The sequence below is a fragment of the Pseudarthrobacter sp. ATCC 49987 genome (assembly GCF_009928425.1).
Classification (GTDB): domain Bacteria; phylum Actinomycetota; class Actinomycetes; order Actinomycetales; family Micrococcaceae; genus Arthrobacter.
In genome coordinates this window covers 1,136,785-1,157,382 of sequence record NZ_JAABNS010000001.1, presented here as the reverse complement: position 1 = coordinate 1,157,382, position 20,598 = coordinate 1,136,785, and the positions used below count along the sequence as shown (strand labels likewise).

General features: G+C 64.3%; 25 protein-coding genes, 2 tRNA genes and 2 pseudogenes. 15 read left to right on the top strand and 14 right to left on the bottom strand.

The genetic code is table 11. From position 1 onward, the window contains the following. Nucleotides 1-12: 12 nt before the first annotated feature. Nucleotides 13-444, top strand: a pseudogene (locus GXK59_RS20870) (DNA polymerase); the annotation flags it as partial. Here the strand turns inward: GXK59_RS20870 and GXK59_RS05410 are convergent. Further along, a complete protein-coding gene (locus GXK59_RS05410) occupies nt 398-859 on the bottom strand; it encodes a helix-turn-helix domain-containing protein (protein ID WP_160664990.1) in 462 nt (153 codons plus the stop codon). The pseudogene GXK59_RS20870 and the gene GXK59_RS05410 sit on opposite strands and share 47 nt — an antisense overlap. A gap of 206 nt (nt 860-1,065) precedes the next feature. Here GXK59_RS05410 and GXK59_RS05405 point away from each other — a divergent pair, with 206 nt between their 5' ends. Beyond that, nucleotides 1,066-1,224, top strand: a complete 159-nt coding sequence (locus tag GXK59_RS05405) for a hypothetical protein (protein ID WP_160664989.1) — start codon at nt 1,066-1,068, stop codon at nt 1,222-1,224. 22 nt (nt 1,225-1,246) lie between these two features. Here the strand turns inward: GXK59_RS05405 and GXK59_RS05400 are convergent, their stop codons facing one another. Beyond that, nucleotides 1,247-1,423 carry a hypothetical protein gene (locus tag GXK59_RS05400; RefSeq protein WP_160664988.1) on the bottom strand — a complete coding sequence of 59 codons (177 nt, stop codon included), beginning with the start codon at nt 1,421-1,423 and terminating at the stop codon, nt 1,247-1,249. Between the two features lie 386 nt (nt 1,424-1,809). Here GXK59_RS05400 and GXK59_RS05395 point away from each other — a divergent pair, with 386 nt between their 5' ends. The 4 genes from GXK59_RS05395 (at nt 1,810) to GXK59_RS05380 (ending at nt 4,341) form a co-directional block, all read left to right on the top strand. After that, the gene (locus GXK59_RS05395; RefSeq protein ID WP_160664987.1) at nt 1,810-2,019 is read left to right on the top strand and encodes a hypothetical protein; all 210 of its coding nucleotides are present in this window, start codon (nt 1,810-1,812) and stop codon (nt 2,017-2,019) included. A 37-nt stretch (nt 2,020-2,056) separates the two neighbouring features. Beyond that, the gene (locus GXK59_RS20410) at nt 2,057-2,728 is read left to right on the top strand and encodes a hypothetical protein (RefSeq protein ID WP_202129062.1); all 672 of its coding nucleotides are present in this window, start codon (nt 2,057-2,059) and stop codon (nt 2,726-2,728) included. Between the two features lie 502 nt (nt 2,729-3,230). Further along, nucleotides 3,231-3,947 (top strand): hypothetical protein, encoded by a 717-nt coding sequence (locus tag GXK59_RS05385; protein ID WP_160664986.1) that lies wholly within the window; start codon nt 3,231-3,233, stop codon nt 3,945-3,947. A gap of 61 nt (nt 3,948-4,008) precedes the next feature. After that, on the top strand, nt 4,009-4,341 hold the full coding sequence (locus GXK59_RS05380) for a hypothetical protein (protein WP_160664985.1): 333 nt from the start codon (nt 4,009-4,011) through the stop codon (nt 4,339-4,341). 262 nt (nt 4,342-4,603) lie between these two features. Here the strand turns inward: GXK59_RS05380 and GXK59_RS05375 are convergent, their stop codons facing one another. Both GXK59_RS05375 and GXK59_RS05370 read right to left on the bottom strand, forming a co-directional pair. After that, nucleotides 4,604-4,855, bottom strand: coding sequence for a hypothetical protein (locus GXK59_RS05375; protein ID WP_160664984.1), 252 nt, complete (start codon nt 4,853-4,855; stop codon nt 4,604-4,606). 138 nt (nt 4,856-4,993) lie between these two features. Further along, nucleotides 4,994-5,956 (bottom strand): IS481 family transposase, encoded by a 963-nt coding sequence (locus GXK59_RS05370; protein WP_160663676.1) that lies wholly within the window; start codon nt 5,954-5,956, stop codon nt 4,994-4,996. Between the two features lie 464 nt (nt 5,957-6,420). Between GXK59_RS05370 and GXK59_RS05365 the strand changes: the two genes are divergently transcribed. Next, nucleotides 6,421-6,678, top strand: coding sequence for a Fic family protein (locus GXK59_RS05365; protein ID WP_160664983.1), 258 nt, complete (start codon nt 6,421-6,423; stop codon nt 6,676-6,678). Here GXK59_RS05365 and GXK59_RS05360 read toward each other — a convergent pair. From GXK59_RS05360 to GXK59_RS05350, 3 genes are all read right to left on the bottom strand, one after another. Further along, entirely contained in the window at nt 6,638-7,078 is a 441-nt protein-coding gene (locus GXK59_RS05360; protein WP_160664982.1) for a hypothetical protein, read from the bottom strand. The two genes, GXK59_RS05365 and GXK59_RS05360, sit on opposite strands and share 41 nt — an antisense overlap. A gap of 149 nt (nt 7,079-7,227) precedes the next feature. After that, nucleotides 7,228-7,881 (bottom strand): hypothetical protein, encoded by a 654-nt coding sequence (locus tag GXK59_RS05355; protein ID WP_160664981.1) that lies wholly within the window; start codon nt 7,879-7,881, stop codon nt 7,228-7,230. A gap of 539 nt (nt 7,882-8,420) precedes the next feature. Beyond that, nucleotides 8,421-8,681, bottom strand: coding sequence for a helix-turn-helix domain-containing protein (locus GXK59_RS05350; protein ID WP_160664980.1), 261 nt, complete (start codon nt 8,679-8,681; stop codon nt 8,421-8,423). Nucleotides 8,682-8,752: 71 nt separating this feature from the next. Here GXK59_RS05350 and GXK59_RS05345 point away from each other — a divergent pair, with 71 nt between their 5' ends. Then, nucleotides 8,753-10,012 (top strand): tyrosine-type recombinase/integrase, encoded by a 1,260-nt coding sequence (locus GXK59_RS05345; RefSeq protein WP_160664979.1) that lies wholly within the window; start codon nt 8,753-8,755, stop codon nt 10,010-10,012. Nucleotides 10,013-10,143: 131 nt separating this feature from the next. Continuing rightward, nucleotides 10,144-10,217 (top strand) — tRNA-Arg (locus GXK59_RS05340). 430 nt (nt 10,218-10,647) lie between these two features. Here the strand turns inward: GXK59_RS05340 and GXK59_RS05335 are convergent. The 5 genes from GXK59_RS05335 to GXK59_RS05320 all read right to left on the bottom strand — a co-directional run bounded on the left by GXK59_RS05335 (nt 10,648) and on the right by GXK59_RS05320 (nt 13,959). Next, nucleotides 10,648-11,232: a hypothetical protein gene (locus GXK59_RS05335; RefSeq protein WP_160664978.1), complete on the bottom strand. Its 585-nt coding sequence runs from the start codon at nt 11,230-11,232 to the stop codon at nt 10,648-10,650. Between the two features lie 95 nt (nt 11,233-11,327). Further along, a complete protein-coding gene (locus tag GXK59_RS05330; protein WP_160664977.1) occupies nt 11,328-12,404 on the bottom strand; it encodes a hypothetical protein in 1,077 nt (358 codons plus the stop codon). Between the two features lie 141 nt (nt 12,405-12,545). After that, nucleotides 12,546-12,680: a hypothetical protein gene (locus GXK59_RS20865; RefSeq protein WP_272927707.1), complete on the bottom strand. Its 135-nt coding sequence runs from the start codon at nt 12,678-12,680 to the stop codon at nt 12,546-12,548. An 82-nt stretch (nt 12,681-12,762) separates the two neighbouring features. Further along, the gene (locus GXK59_RS05325; RefSeq protein ID WP_237393793.1) at nt 12,763-13,368 is read right to left on the bottom strand and encodes a cysteine hydrolase; all 606 of its coding nucleotides are present in this window, start codon (nt 13,366-13,368) and stop codon (nt 12,763-12,765) included. Between the two features lie 129 nt (nt 13,369-13,497). Beyond that, nucleotides 13,498-13,959: a universal stress protein gene (locus GXK59_RS05320; protein WP_160664974.1), complete on the bottom strand. Its 462-nt coding sequence runs from the start codon at nt 13,957-13,959 to the stop codon at nt 13,498-13,500. A 234-nt stretch (nt 13,960-14,193) separates the two neighbouring features. Between GXK59_RS05320 and GXK59_RS05315 the strand changes: the two are divergent. The 3 genes and pseudogenes from GXK59_RS05315 to GXK59_RS20985 all read left to right on the top strand — a co-directional run. Further along, nucleotides 14,194-14,982 (top strand): annotated as a pseudogene (locus GXK59_RS05315) (IS481 family transposase); the annotation flags it as partial. 236 nt (nt 14,983-15,218) lie between these two features. After that, nucleotides 15,219-16,295, top strand: coding sequence for an IS110 family transposase (locus tag GXK59_RS05310; protein ID WP_160664972.1), 1,077 nt, complete (start codon nt 15,219-15,221; stop codon nt 16,293-16,295). Nucleotides 16,296-16,307: 12 nt separating this feature from the next. Further along, nucleotides 16,308-16,526 carry an integrase core domain-containing protein gene (locus GXK59_RS20985; RefSeq protein ID WP_202129186.1) on the top strand — a complete coding sequence of 73 codons (219 nt, stop codon included), beginning with the start codon at nt 16,308-16,310 and terminating at the stop codon, nt 16,524-16,526. 259 nt (nt 16,527-16,785) lie between these two features. On the opposite strand, the gene GXK59_RS05300 is transcribed toward GXK59_RS20985, so the two are convergent. Continuing rightward, nucleotides 16,786-17,892: an IS110 family transposase gene (locus GXK59_RS05300; protein ID WP_160664970.1), complete on the bottom strand. Its 1,107-nt coding sequence runs from the start codon at nt 17,890-17,892 to the stop codon at nt 16,786-16,788. 160 nt (nt 17,893-18,052) lie between these two features. After that, nucleotides 18,053-18,526, bottom strand: a complete 474-nt coding sequence (locus tag GXK59_RS05295; RefSeq protein WP_160669009.1) for a MarR family winged helix-turn-helix transcriptional regulator — start codon at nt 18,524-18,526, stop codon at nt 18,053-18,055. A gap of 105 nt (nt 18,527-18,631) precedes the next feature. Here GXK59_RS05295 and bcp point away from each other — a divergent pair, with 105 nt between their 5' ends. The 3 genes from bcp to GXK59_RS05280 all read left to right on the top strand — a co-directional run bounded on the left by bcp (nt 18,632) and on the right by GXK59_RS05280 (nt 20,313). Then, nucleotides 18,632-19,105 (top strand): thioredoxin-dependent thiol peroxidase, encoded by a 474-nt coding sequence (bcp, locus tag GXK59_RS05290; RefSeq protein WP_160664968.1) that lies wholly within the window; start codon nt 18,632-18,634, stop codon nt 19,103-19,105. A 99-nt stretch (nt 19,106-19,204) separates the two neighbouring features. Next, a tRNA-Leu gene (locus GXK59_RS05285) sits at nt 19,205-19,286 on the top strand. Nucleotides 19,287-19,638: 352 nt separating this feature from the next. Next, entirely contained in the window at nt 19,639-20,313 is a 675-nt protein-coding gene (locus GXK59_RS05280) for a fasciclin domain-containing protein (protein WP_160664966.1), read from the top strand. The last annotated feature ends 285 nt before the right edge of the window (nt 20,314-20,598 follow it).

The following is a 20,598-nucleotide window of genomic DNA, read 5'->3' as shown; positions in this document are numbered from 1 at the left end:
GGCCAGGGTCAGAAGTCACTGGCCGGGAACCTGAGCATCACCGAGAGCGATGCCGCTGAAGTCATCCAAAGCCTGCGGCGGGCCTACCCAACTATGAACGGATGGATCAACGGGGTAAAGGCGAAAGCCAAGCGCGGGGAGCTACTGACCACATACTTCGGCCGCCGCCTGCCGCAGACCCAGGAGAAGCCTTACCGTGCCGTGAACTGGATCGTCCAGGGGACTGCAGCGGATCTCTTCAAGCAGATCACTTTGCGGGCTGCCGCCACGCTTCCCAAGGACGCACTTTATCTGCCGGTCCACGACGAACTTGTCGTCCAGGTCCAGATCGGCCAGGAGGATCAGGCGATGGCCGCGCTCGGGGCTGCAATGACCACCAGGCTGGCGGGAGTTCCGATCACTGGGACGCCGGCTGTTCTCGGTTCGCATCTGGGTCACGCATAAGCGGTTTCCCATCGGAGTCGGTGGCGATGCGCTGGCGGCCCCTGCCATCCTGGAGAGGCTCGAACTCGCCGCGTTCGAGCATGGCGTATACCGTCGTACGCGACACCCCGAGGCGTCGGGCAGCCTCGGCAGGCCCGATACCCGGCCGGGAATCTGAAGACAGAGGGTACTCACGGACCGCCTTGCGGGCCTTTTTTTCCTCGTCCGTTAGCAGACGCTTCTTGATGGATTCGAAGCTGTCTTTGTAAAGCCGGTACTGAAGCTGGTGACGGGTCAGGCCGGTGAGCTCCTCCATCTGGGCCCATGTGGCGACCTCTTTGAGCGCGAGCAGTGCAGCGTTGGTCCGCTGCGCCGCGATTCTCTCCTCAGCCTGGGCCCTGTAGACACCGGCAGTGAGCTGCTCCAGCAAATTCATGTCTCCACTGTACAGCAGACAATTACCATCATCCGCGCGACTTACATAGGCAAAATACAAACGTAAATTGCTGACCATGCAATCCCCAGAAGTACCATGCTTCGACGTCAGCTCGGGCACCACCCGGGCGATCGTAGGCTGGCACTCACGCCCGGCGTACGGACTCCGCCAACACCGCTGAACAAGTCCGGGCTTCCGTTCGCCTTATGGCAGCCCGCTCTGAGGGTCTGATCATCCTGGCCCGGGGGACGTACCGGTCCGTGCTGCTGGGCAGCCGGTGGATTTCCGAAGTTCCCATGGGCCTGGGCATTGGCCAGCAGCTCGGCTGGCTGACCGCGCAACTCAACGCCCCTGCCCCTGCTTAGACCGCCGCGCGGGCCTGAATGCTCAAGGGGTATCCCCGGCCGCCGCGGTGTATTCGGTGACGGTCCCGGCGCTGTCGAGGTGGTGACGAATGGAGGCCGGCTGGACGGGGCTTCCTGGGATGGCCGGATCTTGCGGCTGGAACTGGTAGTTGAAGGTGAAGACCTGGTTGGAGGACGGCGCCAGGGAGATGTTCCGCACGCCGGTGACCGTGTAGCTGGCCGTGCCTTTGGTCGCGACGGACGGGACCAGGTTCGTGTGATCTTCGTATCCGCAGGCCTGACCGGGTCGTCCGGCTGCGCGATGATGACCAGATGGGCGGTACCACTGAGGGTGAACGTCCCGGACCCGGCGACGCTGGACGCACTGGTCAGGGCCACGTCAAAGTTCTGGACGGTGACGGCTGCGCTGGCCTGGGACGTAGTCTCGGGCTTCGTCACCGGCTGAGCCGACAAGACCCCGCAGGGTTCCGCCGAGCCGCTCATCTCGTTGGCCGCCGCCGGAGACTCCCTTGGGGCTAGCCAGTTCTTTCGCTTGTCCGCCCGCCGCGCACGGCCGACTCCCCCGACTACCTCACCCGGGCCAGGGTGGGCGACCGTGACACCGAATGGGTCACCCACGCGAGCCCGGCGGAGGCCCGTACTGAGATCGATTCTCTGATCGGCTCCGGAGCGGCCGCTAAGAACATGCTGATCTACTCCCGCGCCGACAAGACCCGCATCGACTTTTACCTGGTCGAGCACATCGAGGCGGGCGCAACGGTCGATAGCCTTCCATGGGCACCGGGCGGCGTGTGAGGATCTAGGAAGGCACGATGACAAGGGGCACCGGAGCATGAGGATCGCCAAGACGGATGTGATTGCCGGCCTGCCAGCGGCCGCTGCCAGGGATGTCATGAAGGTCTTCGGCCGCCGGGAGCTCCCGGCCGATTTCGCCGGGGACGTCCTGGCCAGGCACGGCATCCCCACCCCGGCCGATGCCGTCGTCCAGGCACTGGCCGGGGCAGGATATTTGACGGTGGCCAATGAATACCACGGTGTCCAGTGGACGACCACCGTCCAGGGCAACGCGCTCGGCATGGCCAGTTTCGGGAAACCCATCGCCCGCAAGACGGCCGACAGGCTGCTGGCCGAGCTCATCCAGCGGGCCCGGGACTACAACGCTGACCCCGGCAAGCCGATGTTCGTCCGGTCCTTGACTATTTTCGGCAGCTACCTCGATGAGGCCGTGGACCCGCTCGGGGATCTCGACGTGGGGCTCTCCCACGGATCCCGGATAACCGACAGCGCTGTCCTGCGCCGGTACTCCAAGGCCAGCGGACGGACCTTCAAGTCCTACATCGATGAACTGTTCTGGCCGCAGCAGGAGCTGTTCCTGTTCCTGAAAAACCGGTCCGCCGCGATCAACATCACCATCGAGGATCTCTCCGCCATCACTGACCTGACCCGCGTCGTCTATTCAATCGATGAGGACCCCGGCGCCGGCGCCCCGCGGGCGACGAATTGAGTCAAGGCGGGTTGTTGCGGCTCTATTCGCGATGCTGTACCGTTCACTCGGGGGACGGACCGGGCCCCGAACAGGCACGAGAGGATCGCCCCATCAGCGACACTGGACGCACAGTCGGCCCGAGCCCATGCGGGTGAACCCGCTGGTCATTGGCGGTTTCGCCGTTGCCGTTGTGATTGCCGCAGCCGTCGCCTCTCTCGTGCTCACGATGACCGTGGGCGATTCCGTCGCCGGCAGGCCGGAAGCAACATCCACGGCCGCACCCACTCCCGAAAAGCCAAGGATCGGCAAGGTCCCGACGCCGACGCCGCCAGCCGGGCCGTCAGCACCAGCGGCCGCAGAACCCGGTTCCGACAGTGAACGACCCCTTAGAGCGAGCCACGGGCCTGGAATACCTGTAAGCGCCGTGCCGCGGGAGCAGGGGCCGCGTGCGGATCCAACGCCAGCCGTGCCTGACGTCCCTGCAAGCCTCGGGCCACAGGAGCTAGGTTCGGGTCCGGGCTTGACGGCACCCGTTCCACCGGCAGGGATTGTTCTCGGTCAGACAACGGACGAGGCGGGCAACCCGCACACCCTGGTACTGAACGTTGACGCCGGCGCCCGGGAGGCATTGCTTCACGCTGACAAGGTGTTCGCCGTCATCTCCGGAGCTTCCAGATTCTCCGTTTCCGGGGACGCGGCCGCGGCCGCGAATTCGTGGCGCTTCGCCGTGAACTCGGGCCAAACCGGGCCAGAAGCTCCCATGATCGTGATCAAGAGCGCACCCGGGAAAAGCGTGAAAGACCACGCATCAGACCTCGCTTCGTACAGCGCCGCTGCCGAATTGAACGAAGACCCGGTGGGGGCATACCTTCGATTGAACGCACTCATCGCCGACGTGATTTCGAAGACGGAATCCCAGGACCCGGACGCCTACCTTTACACGGACCTGGTCGCACAACTGAGGGCTCCGTCATGGACGGGCGTCTTGATCTTCAACGCTACGGCAACTATTCCCGGCGAGGTCTCCGGACAACCGACCGGCGCCCTGGCTGACAGGCAAGTCGTAGCGCACAACCTCCGGCTTGACGTGGCGCCGGTCGCCGTGCCGGGAACTTTCAGCTCATTGTTCGGGGTGGTCGACCAGTCTCAGGCCTCCGGTGATGCGCTGCCGGCCGGGGTCCGGTATCTGCGGGCACTGTTCATCAACAGTGCCCTGTCCGACTACGTTCAGGGATAGGCCAGGGCACCTCCGGCGCGGTTCGGTGAGGGATCCGGCTGGCTCCGCACACATGACGGCCATGCCTGAGAACAGATTGAGGCCGGTCAACGCTGGCAAGATGAACCGCGCCGCCTGGATGCGTACTCACTTCGCCGAACTTGGCCCGTACGTCAAAGCCGGCGAAGGTGCCGCGTCGACGTCCACCGCCGATGTCTACCTGGACGGTGCGCTCATCGGATCCGTCACCGGAGTCCTCAAGCCGGACAGTACTGTCCGTGCCTGGACCCCGAACCGGATCGGCGCCGGTGTGAACCAGCACGGCAGCGCCTTGTTTAACTCCGTTGACGCCCTCGTCCGCACCTATCTGACCGAGGTCCGGCAGCACCCGATCGCGCACCTCACCGCCGCCTGATGGTGAGGTGCCCGGACTGGAACCGGTTCGGCACCCCGGGGCTGACCATCTACGGCGCCGACCAATGAGTCTCAGCATTCACGGAATCCCTGGCGCTTCGTGCCCCCTCCGCTCAGAACTATGCCGGTGTGGCCGAAGAGGCGCGTTTCCTTGGCGTTGAGCTCCCCGAGCTCCTGGACGATCTGCGTCGAGCAGGCCTGCCTGAGGGTGGCATGGGCCCGGAATGGCGGCTGGACCGTGAAGGCTATCGACGCACCGGACCCTACGGGGCAGGCGTCAGCGTAACCGTCCAGCCGCAGTTTGGTGCCGGCCCAGTGATGACGTCCAGATAGTAGGCGGCGGCTTTGAGCCCGTAGATATTTCCGGTGCCGGACGCCTCATGGAGTGCGCTGAATGCTGTTTCGCCACCCACGGGACGATCCTCTGTTTTCAGGGTTGCGCTGTAATAGCACGAGCCGAGCGTCGTCCAGGTGACCGAATAGCTGCCCTTCAACGCGAACTTTTTCGAGTTCATTTCACCCTCCCCGGAAAGCATCACTGCCCCAGTTGCGACCGGTGCCGGTGTCGGCACTGACTCCGCCGCGGCAGCCGTTGCCGATTCCGCGGCCGCCGACTGTGGGTTATTCGCCGCGAGCCGAGCCTCTAGCTGTACTCAGCCAGCAGGTTGGTTACATCTGCTGATGGGTGGTCGTCCTCCGAGGGCGCTGTGGTTGCGGCGGTGGTTGTAGAAGTCTAGCCAGCCCGTGAGGGCCTGTGTGCGGTCGTCGCTGGAGTCATAGGCGTTCTTATAGGCCCAGCCTTCCTGGAGAGTGCGGTTGAACCGCTCGGCCTTGCCGTTCTGCCACGGGCTGCGCGGTTTGGTGCGCCGGTGTTTGGCGCCGAGATCCGCGATGGCCGTAGCGAAGTCCGCGGACCGGATGTAGGCCAGGGCGTTGTCGGTCATGACTTCGCGCACCGGTGCCCCGTTCGCGGCCATGAACGCCGCGGCGTTGGTCAGGAACCGGGCGCAGGTCGGCCCTTTCTCGTCGGGCAGGACCTCAACGTAGGCCAGGCGGGAGTGGTCATCCACGGCGACGTGGACGTAGTCGTACCCGATGCCGCGGCCTCTGACGGCTTCGCTGCGGCCATGGACCCGCCAGCCGCCGCCGTTCGCTATGCCGCCGAGTTTCTTGACGTCGATATGCAGCAACTCTCCGGCGGTGTCGCGTTCGTAACGGTGGTCGGTGGCCCGGCCGGCCCGGATGCGTTCGCCGCTGATCGGGTCCAGTTCCCACAACCGGGGCAGCCCGGCCCTGGCGATGATCCTAGAGACCGTGCGGGCCGGGACCTTGCAGCGTTCGGCCAGCTCGACCGGGCCTTCGCGGTGCTTCTCCCGAGCCGCGAGCACGTCCTCGATCTTCGCCTCGGGGGTGGCGTGCGGGCACGAATGCGGGCGTGAGGACCGGTCCTCCATCCCGTCCCAGCCGTGTTCGACATAGCGCTTGAGCCACCGGTGGGCGCATGCGCGGGAAACACCCATTTCCTTCGCCACATGCGCCACGGGACGGCCGCCCAGAAGACGCTGGACAAGGATGCTTCTACCGGCAGGAGTCAGACGGGCATTACGGTGGACCATGAAGACCTCTTAGTCGTTAGGTGTGTGTGGTAACCACCAACCTAAGAGGTCTTCACCCTTTTCAACATGTAACCAACGTCCTGGCCGAGTACATCTAGCTCAGTGATTTCCTTGTTGGCCGCGGCCAGGTCCGAGGATTTGTTTCCGGCGGTGCCGCCGGCCAGGTGTCCGAACACCAGGGCCACAACCCCCACAGTGATAAAGGTCGAGAGAGACGGTCTTGGCTCTCTTCGGCGGAGCGTCGAGCCACTGGCTGCCGGTCCACCACTTCTTCGTACCGGTCTCCTGCTGGAAATACCAGCCCGGCGGTGCTAGGGGGACAGGATTCGGCGGTGGAAAGCTTGACAATGGAGTCCCTCTCTCGGCCGCTCTGCCACGTTTTTTGCGGCGGTTGTCGCAACCTGAAGTCATCAGTTCGATCAATGTATAGGAAGTCTGTCCCTTCAGCGGTAATCGGGGTCACTGTGACAGATACGCTTCGGGCAGGATACGACCGGGGTCTGGCCTGCCTGTCCGCCATCGAAGACCCGGTCGAGCGGGCCGTCGCCTACTTCTGTTTCGGCACGCGGCGTCAGTTCTACTTCGACGGCAACAAACGGACATCCCGGCTGATGATGAACGGAATCCTGATGAGTTCCGGCCATGACGCGATCTCCATACCGTTCAGCCGGCGGCTGGAATTCAACCTGGGTCTGATCGTCCTCTACGCTGACGCCTCGTAGAGTCAACGACAAGCCCCGTACCGGTGACCGGTGCGGAGCTTTGTTTTCGGCGCGTGGCTGCCGGGGACAGCACCCGGGCTTTGAAGTAGCTGACCTCGACCAGGCCGCGCGACGAGGACACCAGGGCTTGGGACAGAGCATCCAAGAGTGCCCGCGCATGCGCGGTGGCGCCCTTCCCGGCCTCGTCGGTGACCGTGGCGACCCTGAACAGCGCGATCTCAATCTGGGCCCCGGAAAGCAACTCGGCAATGACGGCGGATCCGGTGCTGTCGACGAGCTTCTCGACGGTAACCCCTTCAAGGGCCCGGTCCCTGGCTTCGAGGATGAACAGCCGGGTGATGGAATCGGCGTTGAGGGATTCTCCGAACTCGGTCTTGAGCAGATGCACGATGTCCTTCACGGCAGGTTGGTCGCCGCCGCGGTCCGGGCAGCTTCAACCAGGAACATGCGCAGAGAGCCGGCTGACGGTCGACGCCACGGTGGGAAAGTGCCCGGACACGAAGAAGGACCCCGCCGAAGCAGGGCCCTCCTTGTGAGGTGCGAGTCAGCTCAGAGTCCGCGGCTCTCCCGCGAGAAGCCGATGCCCAGGATGATCAAGATCGGCACGGCGAGCAGGAAGTTGAAAAGGAAGACTCCCGGCCCGCCAGCCACTGTCGAGAAGATGACGCCCAGCAGCAGGCCGACCCCGGCGAAGCTCAGGGCCGTAACCGGCGCCCCGCGCAGCCGGCTCCGCTGCTTGGCCAGCAGGACGATACCGGAGGTCAGGTTTCCACCGGACGCGACCAGGGACAGGAACGCCAGGAATCCCAGGTCCATGGAAGCGCCGCCACCGAACTGCAGGAACAGCCAGCAGCCGTACACGATCGCAATGATCCCGGCGGCGACCCGGTAGCCCGAGGATTTCGGCAGCGGCGGTCCAACCGGTGCCCACTGGCCGGGCTGGCCGTATTGGGCCGGCGGTCCGTACTGCGGTGCATACGGGCCCTGCTGCTGCCTGTACTGGGGCTGGCCCGGCTGGGCGTACTGCTGCGGGTACTGGCCCGGCGGAGCAGGGTACGGCGGCGGGTACGGCGTGGGCTGGCCGTACCCGGCAGGCGGGGCGTAGTCGGGCTGCTCCGGCTGGCCGGTGCCGGGCTGTGGCTGCGGTGCGGATGGCTCAGGACGTGGCGGTGCCGGCGGAATCGGCGGGATGTTGTCGGTCAAGATGTCCCCCAGTGGTGTGTACGGATCGCTCACAGGCTACAGCCAGCAGACTCCCAGCGATGATGGCTCACCGGGGAACATGCGCAGATGACGAGAAACCCGGCTAGGCAGCCTTCAGGAAGCGGCGGCCGGCCGGGACTGTCAGGACCCGGTCGGCAGAGGGCAAAAGCATCGCAGAAGGAACTGAAGCAGGGTGTCCAGAGCGCCGGCCAAAGGTCGTCGATTGACCGCGGGCCGAACCAGCCGGGCCTCGAATGCTTGATCTGTGGACTCGCGGTGCTGGCCCGGCCTGTGGGTAGACCGTGGCATGATGTGGCAGACCGGCATAACCCGGGGACGCCCTCCCCGGACGTAACAGCAAGGTCGCGACCCCCGCTGCCCAGCGGTCTGAATCGTCCGTGCCGATTCTGGAAGACGTCGCTCAGACGTACGGCGGCTTCATCACGCACGGTCGATCTGTACTCGCTTGATGCAAATCCCTGGGTCTTCATGAATCCGCTCCCGATAAGGGCTACAGATCGCCTGAGCAATGGCTGCCGTCAGGCAGCTTGGCGGCGCTGCTTGCGAGAGACGCCCTCAACCCAACGCTCCAGTTCGAGATGGCTGTAACGGATCGTCCTACCGACACGCGCGAAACGGGGGCCCTCCAGAGCGTGCCGCCATGCTTTGAGAGTAGAAGTGCTCACCTGCAGGTATGCCGCCACCTGAGACGTAGTCATCATGCCGTTGACAATCAATATCTGTTCCATGGCGTTCTCTATGCGCCGGCGGTCCGCCACGGCTGTCGTTTTCTGCAGCACGTCCCGCAGCTCGAGAATAAGGTCGGATAGCCTCAGCCAGTATCCCTATCCCTCATTCATTAGGAAAATCGATGGGCCGCCCCGAGATACGCCCCGGTTCGCGCGGGAAAACGAGTTTCACTCCGGTCGGGCGTAATGTCGAAGCGTCCTTCTACTACCGCGACACCCACGGCACCCGCAAGCGTATGAAAGCCAGGGGCCGCACCAAGACCGAGGCCGCAGAGGAGCTCGAGTACAGGTGGAGCACGCGCGATGAGTCCGATGCCGACGCAGCCGTCACCGGTTCAACCACCATTGCCGAATTGGGCCAAATTTGGATCAAGTCTCTGCGGGGCAAGGCACCAGGGACTGTAGAGACCTATCGAAACCGTGTCCGGATTTCAGTTGATCCCTACATAGGGAACAAAAAGGTGCGCGACGTGACCACCGGCTACATTGAGGCCCATTTGCGAAGGATTGCGGATGGCGGTGAAACTAAGGCCATCCAGTCTAAATCTGGCACCCGGCTGATCTCCACAGGTGGACTCACGGCCGAGAACACAGCCCGGGTCGTGCTTCGTGGCATGTTCGATCTTGCCGTCTCCTTCAACGCAGTGCCATCCCGTGTGAACCCAGTCGGTAAGGATAAGCGCTCCAAAGAGCGCCGGGGAAAGCGTAAGGACGTAAGGGCACCGACAAAACAGGAATATTTGGAACTGCGCCGTCGGATTCTGGCATGGCAGAGCGCCCAACGATTCGGGCCACCCCGCGGCCGCGATCTCGTGCCTTGCGTTGACGTCATGCTTGGCGTCGGCGTCCGACCAAACGAAATGTTGGCCATTCGCTGGGAGGACCTCTGGCTGGATGCCGACATTCCGTTCATCCTGGTGACCGGGACCATAGCCAAGGACGATGATGATCGCTGGCATCGTCAGGACTGGACCAAGGGTGACAGAGACCAGGTAGCCAAAATCCAGCCCATCGCCCTCCCCGACTACGTGGTCAACCTCTTCAAAGAGCGCAAGGCTGGGATGGGTGGGACTGCCCGCGGTCTGGTGTTTACGGACCGGAAGAGCGAAATCAGACTCATATCGAACTTTCGTCGCTCACTTCGTGAGGCTAGAGAGTACGACAACCAGAGTGACGACGATTCCAGTTGGATGACACCGAAGAGTTTCCGGAAGAGCACGGCAACAATGATCAAGAAGTCCGCTGGCCTGGAGGCCGCTGCCGAGCAGCTCCGGCATTCCTCAAGCGCTGTCACCCGCGAGTTCTACATCCAGGAGGAACTGCAGATGATCGACAACCGAGCTGTGTTCGAAGACGTATTCCCTGCTGGCACCGATCAGTAAATAGCCCCTTGTGGCTCCAATGGGGAGATTTACGGGCTATTTACTCTGGCTCTCACTGTCCCCTGCTGTCCCTCAAGGCCCGCACACCGGCCACGGAACAACACGTTTTCAGCGAGAATTAGCGAAAAATCGCAATATCAGCTGCAAGTAAGCTAATTGACCCCGTATCAATGGGTTCCGGGTTCGAGTCCCGGGGGGTGCACCACCTAAAGAAAACCCCGTCTTCACTGGCCAAAAGCCATGAAGGCGGGGTTTTGTTTTGCCCGGATCCAACCAAAGGGGTACTTACGGGCTATCTACTCCGACGTTCTTCCGCCCGCATGAGCAACCGGTGTAGTGACGCCAGCTAGCGAAAAGCTTCTCATTGAAGTTCTGCACGGCAGGGGTAGCAGCGTGGTGGACGGCGCGTTCCCGGGCGACGATGTCGAGGGCCGGGGTCAGAGGTCCGCCGGTCGCGGGTTTCGTGCCCGTCCTGTGTGCGGCGCCGAAGCCCTCATGGCTCCGACGTCCAAGGCGAAAGCGACACCGAGTACGAGGCCCGCCTCGACTGCGTATTGGACGCTTTCGGGGACCGCGTCAGGAAGGCGGGAGCAGGTGGGCTGGATGATGGGTGCGGGGCCTCTTTCTGGTGCGGGTCAGGCGGATTGGCTCCCCCGCGACAGGCTGATGCTGGAGAGAATGCAGCCTGCGATTGCCAGCGGCAGGAGCGTTGCAGGCAGCACGATGCCGTAGTAGCCGGCGGCCGGGGCGATGAGCGCGAACAGCGCGGCCACACCCGAGCAGGCCAGGGCGAATACTTGGACGCCCTTGCTCAGTCGCAGGGTCAGGACGAGGATGCCCGCGGTCAGGCATGCCAGCACCAGGAGGAACAGCAGGGATGCCATGCCTGCCTTGCCGCCGCCGGCCCCAACAACGGCGTACATGAGCAGGTACGTGCCCAACACGATGGTCAGGACGCCTGAGGCCGTGCGGACACCAGTTTTCGGCGGTTGCGGCGCACCCCAGCCCGGCAGGGCGGACGGGTACTGTGCCTGCTGCTGCGGGTACGGATACGGCTGCTGGCTGTAGCCGGGCGGGGTGTATGGCTGGGATGGCCCGTAGGCTGGCTCGTAGCCCGGGACGGGGCCGTGGGAGGGGTAGCTCTGGCCGGGTCCGGGCTGACGCCAACCGGCATGCGGGTGAGGCGGTTCCGGCGGGACCGGAGGATTGTTCTCAGTCAAGGTGCCCCCATGAGTCGTGTGCGGTTCGGAGTCAGATTACAGCTTGCCAGTGCGACAACGGCCAGCTTCGGGATTTTCCGGCCGGATTCCGGACGTCAGAATCCGACGTCGCGCACGAGGGTGATGAGTTGATCCTTTGTCTGCCCGGCCGTCGGCCCCGTCGGGGAGATCAGGACCTGCGCGTTGAATGTCGCGAGGTTCTCGCCCCTGACCACCATCACGGACAGGATCGTAATCGGCACGTCGCCGGCCGGGCGGAGGGACTTCGGGCCCGCGGGTTCTGTTGTCATGTTGAAGGCAGCCTTGTCGCCGACGCCGTCGAGCGGCTCGCCGGGCGGGCCCTGGCCCGCCAGCGCTGAACCCTTGAGGACTTCGATGGTGAAGACAAGGGAGTCCGGGCCCGGTGTGCCCAAGTCGCCGAACCTGTAGCGGCAGTTGACCTCGCCCGGGAGGATTTCCGGTTGGGTCTTCGCCCCGAAAGCCTGTTTGAGCTCATCGGCACTGATCAGGGCACAGACCGCGTTGTTCGTCGTGGCCGGCGGACCCACAGGCGGAGCGGCGGGGACATTGAGTGCGGTGCCGTTGCCCCAGCCCGCGTCCACGGCAGCCTGGGCGAGCGCGCGGGCCATCGCGTCGCCATCCGGGACGGCCGACCCGGCCATGGGTGGTCCGGTTACGTAGGGCATCTCCAGGGTCTCGTTGCCGCGGACGGCCGTGAGGACGACATTTGCGGACACGTTGCCGGGCTCACCGCGGAAGTACCCCGTCCACTGCAGGCAGGCGGAGTCGCCGATGCCAGTGACAGGTGAACAGTCAGGCGTCGACTTCGCTTTGGAGATGTCGGCGTCCGATGCGGGCGACGTGAGGGCCACCGAAAGGGCCGTCAGACCTGCTTCGTTGGACTTGCTCGAATAGGTGCACACGTAGGCCTTGCTCCCGGGCGGCTTGGCCGGGATGATCTGGCCAACAGGCACGAGCCCGGCTTCGGTCTTCGCCGCAATCTCCGGGGTGATGAGATCACAGGCAGGGTTGCCCGTCTTGGATGAGGGGGCGGTTGACGATGCCGGCCCGCCTTGGCCCGCGGGCTGGGCGCACGCGGCCAGGAACAGGGCGATCACGGCCACGAGTGTGATTCCGGGTCGGGTCCGCCAGGACTGGCAATGAGTGATCATGGCCTTAGTGTTGCGGTGCCAGGCGCCGGGGCCCAGAGTCATAAGTACCGGCTATCTCTTCCGGGGGCGCCCTGCCAGGACCAGTGAAGGGCCATTCGCGAAGTACCAGTCGGCCGCCGGCCCCGTCAGACACGTTCGGGATCAGCGCCGAACCGCGGCGGCCAACTGAAAATCGATGGGCAGCGCCAGCTGGACCGGCGAGGCACCGACTGGCTCGTCAAGGAGCTCGTTGATCGAGGTCTGCCCTTCGAGCTCCACAGTCAGGTTCGCGTCCATGTCTTGAGCCTATGCGCAGCCGGGGGCCGGTCCGCTGAGGGACACGGGCGGGGAGGGCAGCTGCCCCCCGCCGTCCAACGGGTTAGCCCAGGGCGCTGACGAAGTCCTCCGACGTCATGGGTGTGGAAAACATCGGGTAGTCGTAGGTGATGGCGTTTTCATGCTCTTCAATGGAGGTCGCCGCCACGCAGTCGCTCAGGGTGATCACCTGGTAGCCATTCTCGTAGCCGGACCGCATGGTCGATTCCACGCAGCAGTTGGTCAGGAAGCCGCCGAGCGCGATCGTCTTGATCCCCTTGCTGCGCAGGATGAAGTCCAGGTTGGTGCTGGCGAAGGTATCCAGGCCCCGTTTGCCTTCGATCAGGATGTCCCCCTCGGCCGGGACCAGTTCGTCGATGATCCGGGCGCCCCAGGTCCCCTTGACGAACACCTTGCCGTCGACAACACCCTTGAGGATGCCGTACGGGTGCGGTCCGAGTTCGTTGTAGCCCTCGGCAAAGGTGATCGGTGCGTGCATGATCGTGGCACCAGCGGCCCGCGCTGCCTCCACGATCCGGGCCGTATTGGCCAGCATGTCGGTCTTTTCCATCACGGGCCGGACGGCGTCGTACAGTCCCCCGCCCTCGGTCGCGAAGTCATTCTGGTATTCGATGAGTACGACGGCGGTGGTATGCGGGTCGATCTGCACGGAAGCCTCCTGGTCGGTTCTGGGCCGCACGCCATCGTGCGCGCCAGCAGGCGCCAGACTAGCCCGGCTGGCCCCACCCCACAAGACCCCGGCCTGCGTCGGGTTTCTCCGGAGCCCGGGACCCGCCGCTCAGGTCCCCCGGACCCCGGTGTCCGTCGCCGCACCGCGGACAACCAGCACCGGGCACTGGGCGTGGTGGACAGTCTGCGTGGACACCGATCCGAGCAGCATGCCGGTGAAACCACCGCGTCCATGCGAACCCACGACAACGAGATCCGCCCGGTGTGAGGCATCCACCAAGGCCGACGCCGCGGTCCCCTGGATAAGCCTCCCCGTGATCTGCACGCCGCGGTCCCCTACCCGTTCAAGCTCCTCATCGAGGACCGCCCGCGCGTCCTCCTCAAAGCCCTGATACTCCCAGACCTGCCCGAGGGCATCGCTGACATACGGATAGTGCCAGGCAGAGAGGGCGAGGATCTGCCCGTTCCGGAGCCTGGCCTCGTCCACGGCCCAGTCCATGGCGGCCCGCGATGATTCCGAACCGTCCACTCCCACGACGATCCTGTATGCGCCGTTACTGGAACTCTCCATGAGTCATGCCTCTCGCCGGGTCCGCTTCTGAGCCGGATCAGCCGGGTGCGGACAGGGCCATCCTCGCACCACCTGCGCCGGTCCGGGAAGGTCCACACAGCCGCGACACGGGGAAAACAGTGCCCTAGCTGTAACTCCCACGGAGGTTATGAACGGCGTGGCGTGGTGTAAGAGGCGAGGACCTCCGGTATCGAAGTGGGTTACCACACTCATCTCGATCACCAGGAGGTCCTCGTGTCCCACCCTAACGCCTGTCTGACGCCGAAGGGTCGCCTCTTGCTGGCCCGCCGTGTTGTGGATCAGGGCTGGAATTTGCGCAGGGCTGCCGAGAGCGTGAGCTGCTCGCCGGCGACGGCTAAGAAATGGGCTGACCGGTATCGAGCATGGGGCGAAGCCGGCATGTCGGACCTGTCGTCGCGTCCGCTGCACTCACCGTCACGGACTCGTACCCGGACCGAGCGGCGGGTCATCGCGCTGCGGTTCGATAAGCGTTGGGGTCCGCACCGGATAGCGTTCCACCTCCGGATGAACCGGTCCACCGTGGAGAAAATCCTCAAACGTTTCGGCATGCCCCTGTTGTCCCGGATCGACAAGATCACCGGCCTGCCGGTGCGCCGGCCCCGGCCGGTCCGCTACGAACATCCCCGTCCAGGGGAACTGGTGCACGTCGATATCAAAAAGCTCGGCCGGATTCCCGACGGAGGCGGCCACCGGGTCCTGGGCCGCACCGCGGGGAACCGGAACAACAAGAAGCAGGGCCGCGGCTACGCCTATCTGCACCATGCGGTCGATGACCACTCCCGGTTCGCGTACTCCGAGATCCTGACCGACGAGAAGCAGGACACCGCGGCCGGGTTCTGGATCCGCGCGAACGCGGCGTTCCAGGGCGAGGGGATCACGGTCCTGCGGGTCCTGACCGACAACGGCTCCTGTTACCGCTCAAGGACGTTCAACGATGCGCTCGGACCGGGTATCAAGCACAAATACACCCGGCCCTACCGCCCGCAGACCAACGGCAAAGTTTGTGAAGACTTATCGTGGTGCTGCGTTGGGTCCAGTCTGACCCCGGCCAAGGTATGACCATGGTGTCTTTCGTTCGATTTGTCGACTGGGCCTGGCGCAGCACTATGGAGTGCGCCGGCCAGACGGATCTGACCTGATAGGAGCTTGGACTAGAAGCCCCGTCACAGACCTGTCGCCCGCCCGGCCGGCTCGCCTCATCCGTTCATTGATTCCAGTACGGAAGGAGCGCTTCCAGCATGACAACCCTGATCGACGATGTCACGGTAATTGGTGGAGTCGACACCCACAAGCACACCCACTATGCCGCCGTGATCGACGCCCACGGCCGTCTGCTCGGCCATCAGCAGTTCCCCGCCACCTCCCCCGGATATGGAGCATTAAGGTCCTGGATGCGCGGCTATGGCCATCTCGCCTCGATTGGGGTGGAAAGCACAGGATCATACGGCGCCGCACTCGCTCGCGAACTGACCCGCCAGGGTGAACAGGTGGTCGAGGTGAACCGGCCCAATCGGATAGCCCGCCGGATGGACGGCAAATCTGATCGCCTCGATGCCGAGCAGATCGCCCGCGCCGTTCTGGGGGAAACCTCCACCGCCATACCGAAAAGCAAATCAGGGATGATCGAGGTCATCCGAACCCTCCGCGTTACCCGTTCCAGCGCCGTGAAATCACGAACTCAAGCCTTCAACGCGTTGTCCGGCATCATGATCGGCGCTCCCTCAACGCTGCGCGACGAGCTGGTCGACCTCACCAAACGCACCCTGGTGAACAGGTGCCTACGACTCCGCCCCGAGACTGAGGATCTCCTGTCACTGGCAACCGCGCCTGAACGGATGCACCTGGCAGGGACCAAGCTTGCGCTGCGTGACCTCGCGCGCCGCTGGAAGGCGTTGGATGATGAGATCAAGCAACTCAGCGCTCAGATTGATGCGCTGGTGACCAACGCAGCCCCCGATCTCATCCAGCTCCACGGCGTGGGCACTGAAATTGCCGGACAGTTCCTCGTCACTGTTGGCGACAACACCGACAGGATCCGCACCGAGGCCGCGTTCGCGAAACTTTGTGGAGTCGCGCCACAACCGGCCAGCAGCGGACGGACCACCGGGCGGCACCGGCTTTCCCGCAGCGGCGATCGCGCAGCGAACAGTGCGCTATACATCATCGCCATCGTCCGAATGCGCAGGCACGAACCCACCCGCGCCTACGTCGAACGACGCACCGCTGAAGGTCTCAGCAAACGCGAGATCATCCGCTGCCTCAAGCGTTACATCGCGAGAGAGATCTATGCCAACCTGCCCCAGACGAGGACTTGACAATATAGGAGCATCGAACGCTTCAACCGAATCCTCCTGGAGGAATGGGCCTACGCCCGGGCATACACCTCGGAAACCGAATGCCAGGGCTGTTACGAGGACTTCATCGACTACTACAATCGGCGAAGGCCCCACACGGCACTCAAAGGCGCCACCCAGCAGCCGTGTCACCAACCACCCGGGTTAGTACACCTGATATGTAGTTGTTCCTTGTCAAGAGGGCAAGGGTGAGCGGTCCAAGACTGGATGTCTTGGACCGCTCGCCTGTGTTCGTTCCCTGCCTGGTCCGGCCGGCCGGCGCGTCATGATCGACTGCGCTGTCAGACTGATATGCGCGGATTGGCTACCGCAGGACGAGGTGTTCGGCCGGAGGGGTGCCGCTGGTCTAGCAATGTCGGGCATCACCGGTCAGAACCGGTTGTCCATAGGTGTATCGCGGGTCTCCTCCACGCTGCCGAGTCATCCGGGCCGGGCCGGGAACGGCACACGTCTATTTATTCGTCCATGGCTGTTCCTGTTGAACCGGGGCTGCGAGGGACCAGCACCAGCCGGCCAGTTCGCGAGCGACGGCGACGTTGGCGATGACCCGGCGTTTGTGCCGGGCTTCGAACTGCTCCCACTTGTGGTGGAGCCGGTGGTTGCCTTGGTGGCCGCGAACCCGAGACGCTTCGTCGGCTGCGTCCCAGCGGGAGCGCATGTCGCGGCTGGCATTGGTGTAGGGGCGTCGGTGGTGCCAAGCGGCTTCTACCAGCAGGCGCCGGGCGTGGGTGTTGCCGGTTTCAGTGATCCCGCCCTGGGACCGAGAGGCTCCCGAGGAATGCTCCGAGGGGACCAGTCCCAGATAGGCGCCGATGGTGGAGCCGGTGAAGCGGGTCCAGTCGCCGACCTCCACCGCCAGACCGAATGCAGTCAACACCGAAATGCCGCGCAGACACATCAGAGCCCGCACCACGGGAGCATATGGCTCGGTTGCCGCCATCGCGGTGATCTTCGCATCCAAACGATTTCTGCGGTCCAGCGTCAGCTCGGCTGTCTCCAGCCCGGCCTCGTAGGCGGCCTGCAGCGCAGGGTCGTCGAAGTGTTGCCGGTGCAGCCAGGTGTGGTGGGCGTCGGTCCAGGCATGGCCGCCGGAATAGACCAGGCCATGGCGCAACAAGAGTTTCGAGACGCGGTGCCTGGCCCGCATGAGATCCGCCCGCACGTCCTCGCGGGCCCGCACCAGATCCCGGGCCGCCTCCTGCGAGGGGGCAGGGACCCGCACCGGTGAAATCTGCCCCAGCAGGGCCAATCGGGCCAGATGCTCGGCATCCCTGGCATCGGTCTTCACCCGGTCTCCGGACGGCCGCTGGAGCTTGGACGGCGCCGCGACCACGCACTCGATCCCCGAAGCAGCCAAGCACCGCGCCAGACCGAATCCGGTCGGACCCGCTTCATAGACCACCAGGACCGGGCCCGCCAACGTGGCCACCCACTCCGTGATCCCGGCATCATTGGCGGCCAGATTCTGGCGCAAAATCTCGCCGGTCTCGCGGTCGATCGCGCAGCCTTTCACACTGCGCGCATGGACATCCAAACCGACATAGGTACGCTTATTCATGACTGGAACCTCCAGACGTTCAAATGTGGCTCTACCAGTCCACACCCACCACCAGACTGGGTGGAACAGGCCGCCGGACCGGCAACCCACGAACCTCTTTGAACCCGGGGTTCCAGTCCTATGTCAGCCGGCCACCACACTTCATATCGTCTAGCTCACCTTAACTGGCTTCGACCGGCAGACCCGGTTCTACGGCGGTGACGATTGTCTTCGCGTCGGTGGTGGAAATCCTGGTTGCCAGTTCGGTGACGACCGCCTGGAGTTCCTGCCGCAACACGTCAGGATCGATGGAGGCCGCAGCGAGCACGGAACGCTCCATGTCAGCGGCTTCAGCAACGGCTTCGCGGCCCCGGTCCGTCAGAGACACGACGTGGCTGCGGCGGTCGGAGGCACTCCGCTGCCTAGAGATGTGCCCGTGCGCCTCGAGCCGGCTGAGAGTCTTACCCATGGTCTGCGCCTGGACACGCACCAATTGGGCAAGTTGGGCCTGGGTCATTGGTCCGTTGACGGAGAGCACTTCCATGGCGATGACCCCAGCATGGGTCAGGCCAATGGCCCCCAGCTTCTCGTTCCAGGAGTGTTCAACAAGGCGTGCTGCCGTTGACAATAGGCGGCCCGTGGGCCAGCGATCCATATCAGGCATACCAAAGAGTATAGCGAGCGTACGATTCGGCGCCCGCAACAACGCTCACTAGGCTGGGATGTGCCCCCTGCGACCGCCCTGAGAATGGAGCACAACTTGCCTGAACGACTTATCCCCGGTGATCCGGCGCCAGCCTTCACGCTGAAGAGTTCGGAGGGGCTGGACGTCTCGCTCGAGGACTTCCGGGGCCGCAGCACCGTCGTCTACTTCTACCCGGCCGCTGCCACCCCCGGGTGCACGAAGCAGGCCTGCGATTTCCGCGATTCCTTGGCATCCCTGCAGCAGGCCGGCTACGAGGTGGTGGGCATTTCCCCGGACCCCGTGGACAAGCTCGCCAAGTTCGCAGCCGCGGAAGGGCTGACCTTCCCCCTGCTGTCGGACCCGCACCACGCGGTCGCCGAGGCCTATGCGGCCTGGGGCGAGAAGAAGAACTACGGCAAAACGTACGACGGGCTCATCCGGTCCACCGTTGTCGTCGACCCCGCCGGGAAGGTCGCCGTCGCGCAATACAACGTCCGGGCCACCGGGCATGTCGCCAAGCTCCGCCGGGATCTCAACGTCAACGACTAGTCGCCCACCGGCTGTCGCCGCAGCGCCTGCTGCGAAATGTACAATGGAGCCTGGCATCCGCCCCCGACTGTCGCAGGACAAGTCGGGCGTTGGCGCCGCGCGCGAGTGGTGAAATTGGCAGACACGCAGGATTTAGGTTCCTGTGCCTTCGGGCGTGGGGGTTCAAATCCCCCCTTGCGCACACAATGAATAGAGCCCCGGTCTTTGGACCGGGGCTCTATTTCTTTCTGCCGCCCAAACCCGCCAAAACCGCCACGGCATTTCCGTGTCGCTGCCATCAATGACCGGCGGAACCGGCCCGGTCTTGGCGGCCGGCACCGCGTTCCCCCACTGCGCCGCCGCCGGAAGGCGCTGACAACCGGGCCATTTGAGCATAAAAAAGAATTTTCACCCTGCACCCATCCGTCTCCTCCGAGCCCGCGAATACACATTGAGACACCAACCACGGGTCGGTGCCCAACAAGTCGGAAAAGGGCCAGAGCGGGAATTGTTCGCCGCTGGCAATGATCGGCACAACATAAGGAGAAACTGAAATGCAGAACATCAAGCGCACGACACTTTCCGTTGCAGGTATCGCTGCTGCAGCCATGCTCAGCCTCACTGCCTGTGGCGGATCCACCACCGCGGCACCCAGCTCCTCGGCCCCGGCCTCCACGCCGATGGAAACGTCCATGGCACCGTCGCCGTCCACCAGCTCGGCAGCAGCGCTGGATCCGGCCGCCAACCTCGTCGGCAGCGGCTGCGCCGCTTACGCCGCCCAGGTCCCCAGCGGCGCAGGCTCCGTCTCCGGAATGGCCCTCGACCCGGTAGCGGTCGCGGCGTCCAACAACCCGATCCTCACCACCTTGACGGCCGCGGTGTCCGGCAAGCTCAACCCGAAGGTTGATCTGGTGGACACCCTGAACGGCAGCGAATTCACTGTCTTCGCACCGACGGATGATGCCTTCAAGAAGATCGACGCCGCCACGATCGAAACGCTGAAGACGGACGATGCCCTGCTCAGCAAGATCCTGACCTACCACGTAGTGCCCGGCAAGATCAGCCCGGACCAGATTGTCGGCACGCACAAGACGGTCCAGGGCGGTTCCATCACGGTCACCGGCACCAAGGACGCGCTCAAGGCTGACGAGGCCAACGTCGTCTGCGGCGGCGTCATGACCGCCAACGCCACCGTCTACATGGTCGACTCGGTACTGATGCCCAAGTAGGCAGCACTGAACGCTCCTGCTGCGGTTCCAGCCTGACTCACTGGACCAACAAGGAGAAACGAAGGCCCGCACCTCTGGTGCGGGCCTTCGCTTGTGTACCGCCCGTTTGTGTCGCGCCGGCGGACGCCGCCTGGCTCACAGCGATCGTCCCGGCCCGTCATCTAGAATGGGCCTGTTCCGCAGCCGGCGGTCCACCAGTCCCCCGAGGTGATACCCGAGTGCCCCAAAGTACAGTGCCCAGCCGTACCGCGCGTCCCAGCACTACCAGCGGAACGTGGGCCAGTG

What these genes read in the sequence shown, in the direction of transcription:
- GXK59_RS05410 (WP_160664990.1), bottom strand. Translation starts at nt 859, where the DNA reads ATGAATTTGCTGGAGCAGCTCACTGCCGGTGTCTACAGGGCCCAGGCT.
- GXK59_RS05405 (WP_160664989.1), top strand. Translation starts at nt 1,066, where the DNA reads ATGGCAGCCCGCTCTGAGGGTCTGATCATCCTGGCCCGGGGGACGTAC.
- GXK59_RS20410 (WP_202129062.1), top strand. Translation starts at nt 2,057, where the DNA reads ATGAGGATCGCCAAGACGGATGTGATTGCCGGCCTGCCAGCGGCCGCT.
- GXK59_RS05380 (WP_160664985.1), top strand. Translation starts at nt 4,009, where the DNA reads ATGCCTGAGAACAGATTGAGGCCGGTCAACGCTGGCAAGATGAACCGC.
- GXK59_RS05375 (WP_160664984.1), bottom strand. Translation starts at nt 4,855, where the DNA reads ATGAACTCGAAAAAGTTCGCGTTGAAGGGCAGCTATTCGGTCACCTGG.
- GXK59_RS05370 (WP_160663676.1), bottom strand. Translation starts at nt 5,956, where the DNA reads ATGGTCCACCGTAATGCCCGTCTGACTCCTGCCGGTAGAAGCATCCTT.
- GXK59_RS05345 (WP_160664979.1), top strand. Translation starts at nt 8,753, where the DNA reads ATGGGCCGCCCCGAGATACGCCCCGGTTCGCGCGGGAAAACGAGTTTC.
- GXK59_RS05330 (WP_160664977.1), bottom strand. Translation starts at nt 12,404, where the DNA reads ATGATCACTCATTGCCAGTCCTGGCGGACCCGACCCGGAATCACACTC.
- GXK59_RS20865 (WP_272927707.1), bottom strand. Translation starts at nt 12,680, where the DNA reads ATGGACGCGAACCTGACTGTGGAGCTCGAAGGGCAGACCTCGATCAAC.
- GXK59_RS05320 (WP_160664974.1), bottom strand. Translation starts at nt 13,959, where the DNA reads ATGGAGAGTTCCAGTAACGGCGCATACAGGATCGTCGTGGGAGTGGAC.
- GXK59_RS05310 (WP_160664972.1), top strand. Translation starts at nt 15,219, where the DNA reads ATGACAACCCTGATCGACGATGTCACGGTAATTGGTGGAGTCGACACC.
- GXK59_RS05300 (WP_160664970.1), bottom strand. Translation starts at nt 17,892, where the DNA reads ATGAATAAGCGTACCTATGTCGGTTTGGATGTCCATGCGCGCAGTGTG.
- GXK59_RS05295 (WP_160669009.1), bottom strand. Translation starts at nt 18,526, where the DNA reads ATGGATCGCTGGCCCACGGGCCGCCTATTGTCAACGGCAGCACGCCTT.
- GXK59_RS05280 (WP_160664966.1), top strand. Translation starts at nt 19,639, where the DNA reads ATGCAGAACATCAAGCGCACGACACTTTCCGTTGCAGGTATCGCTGCT.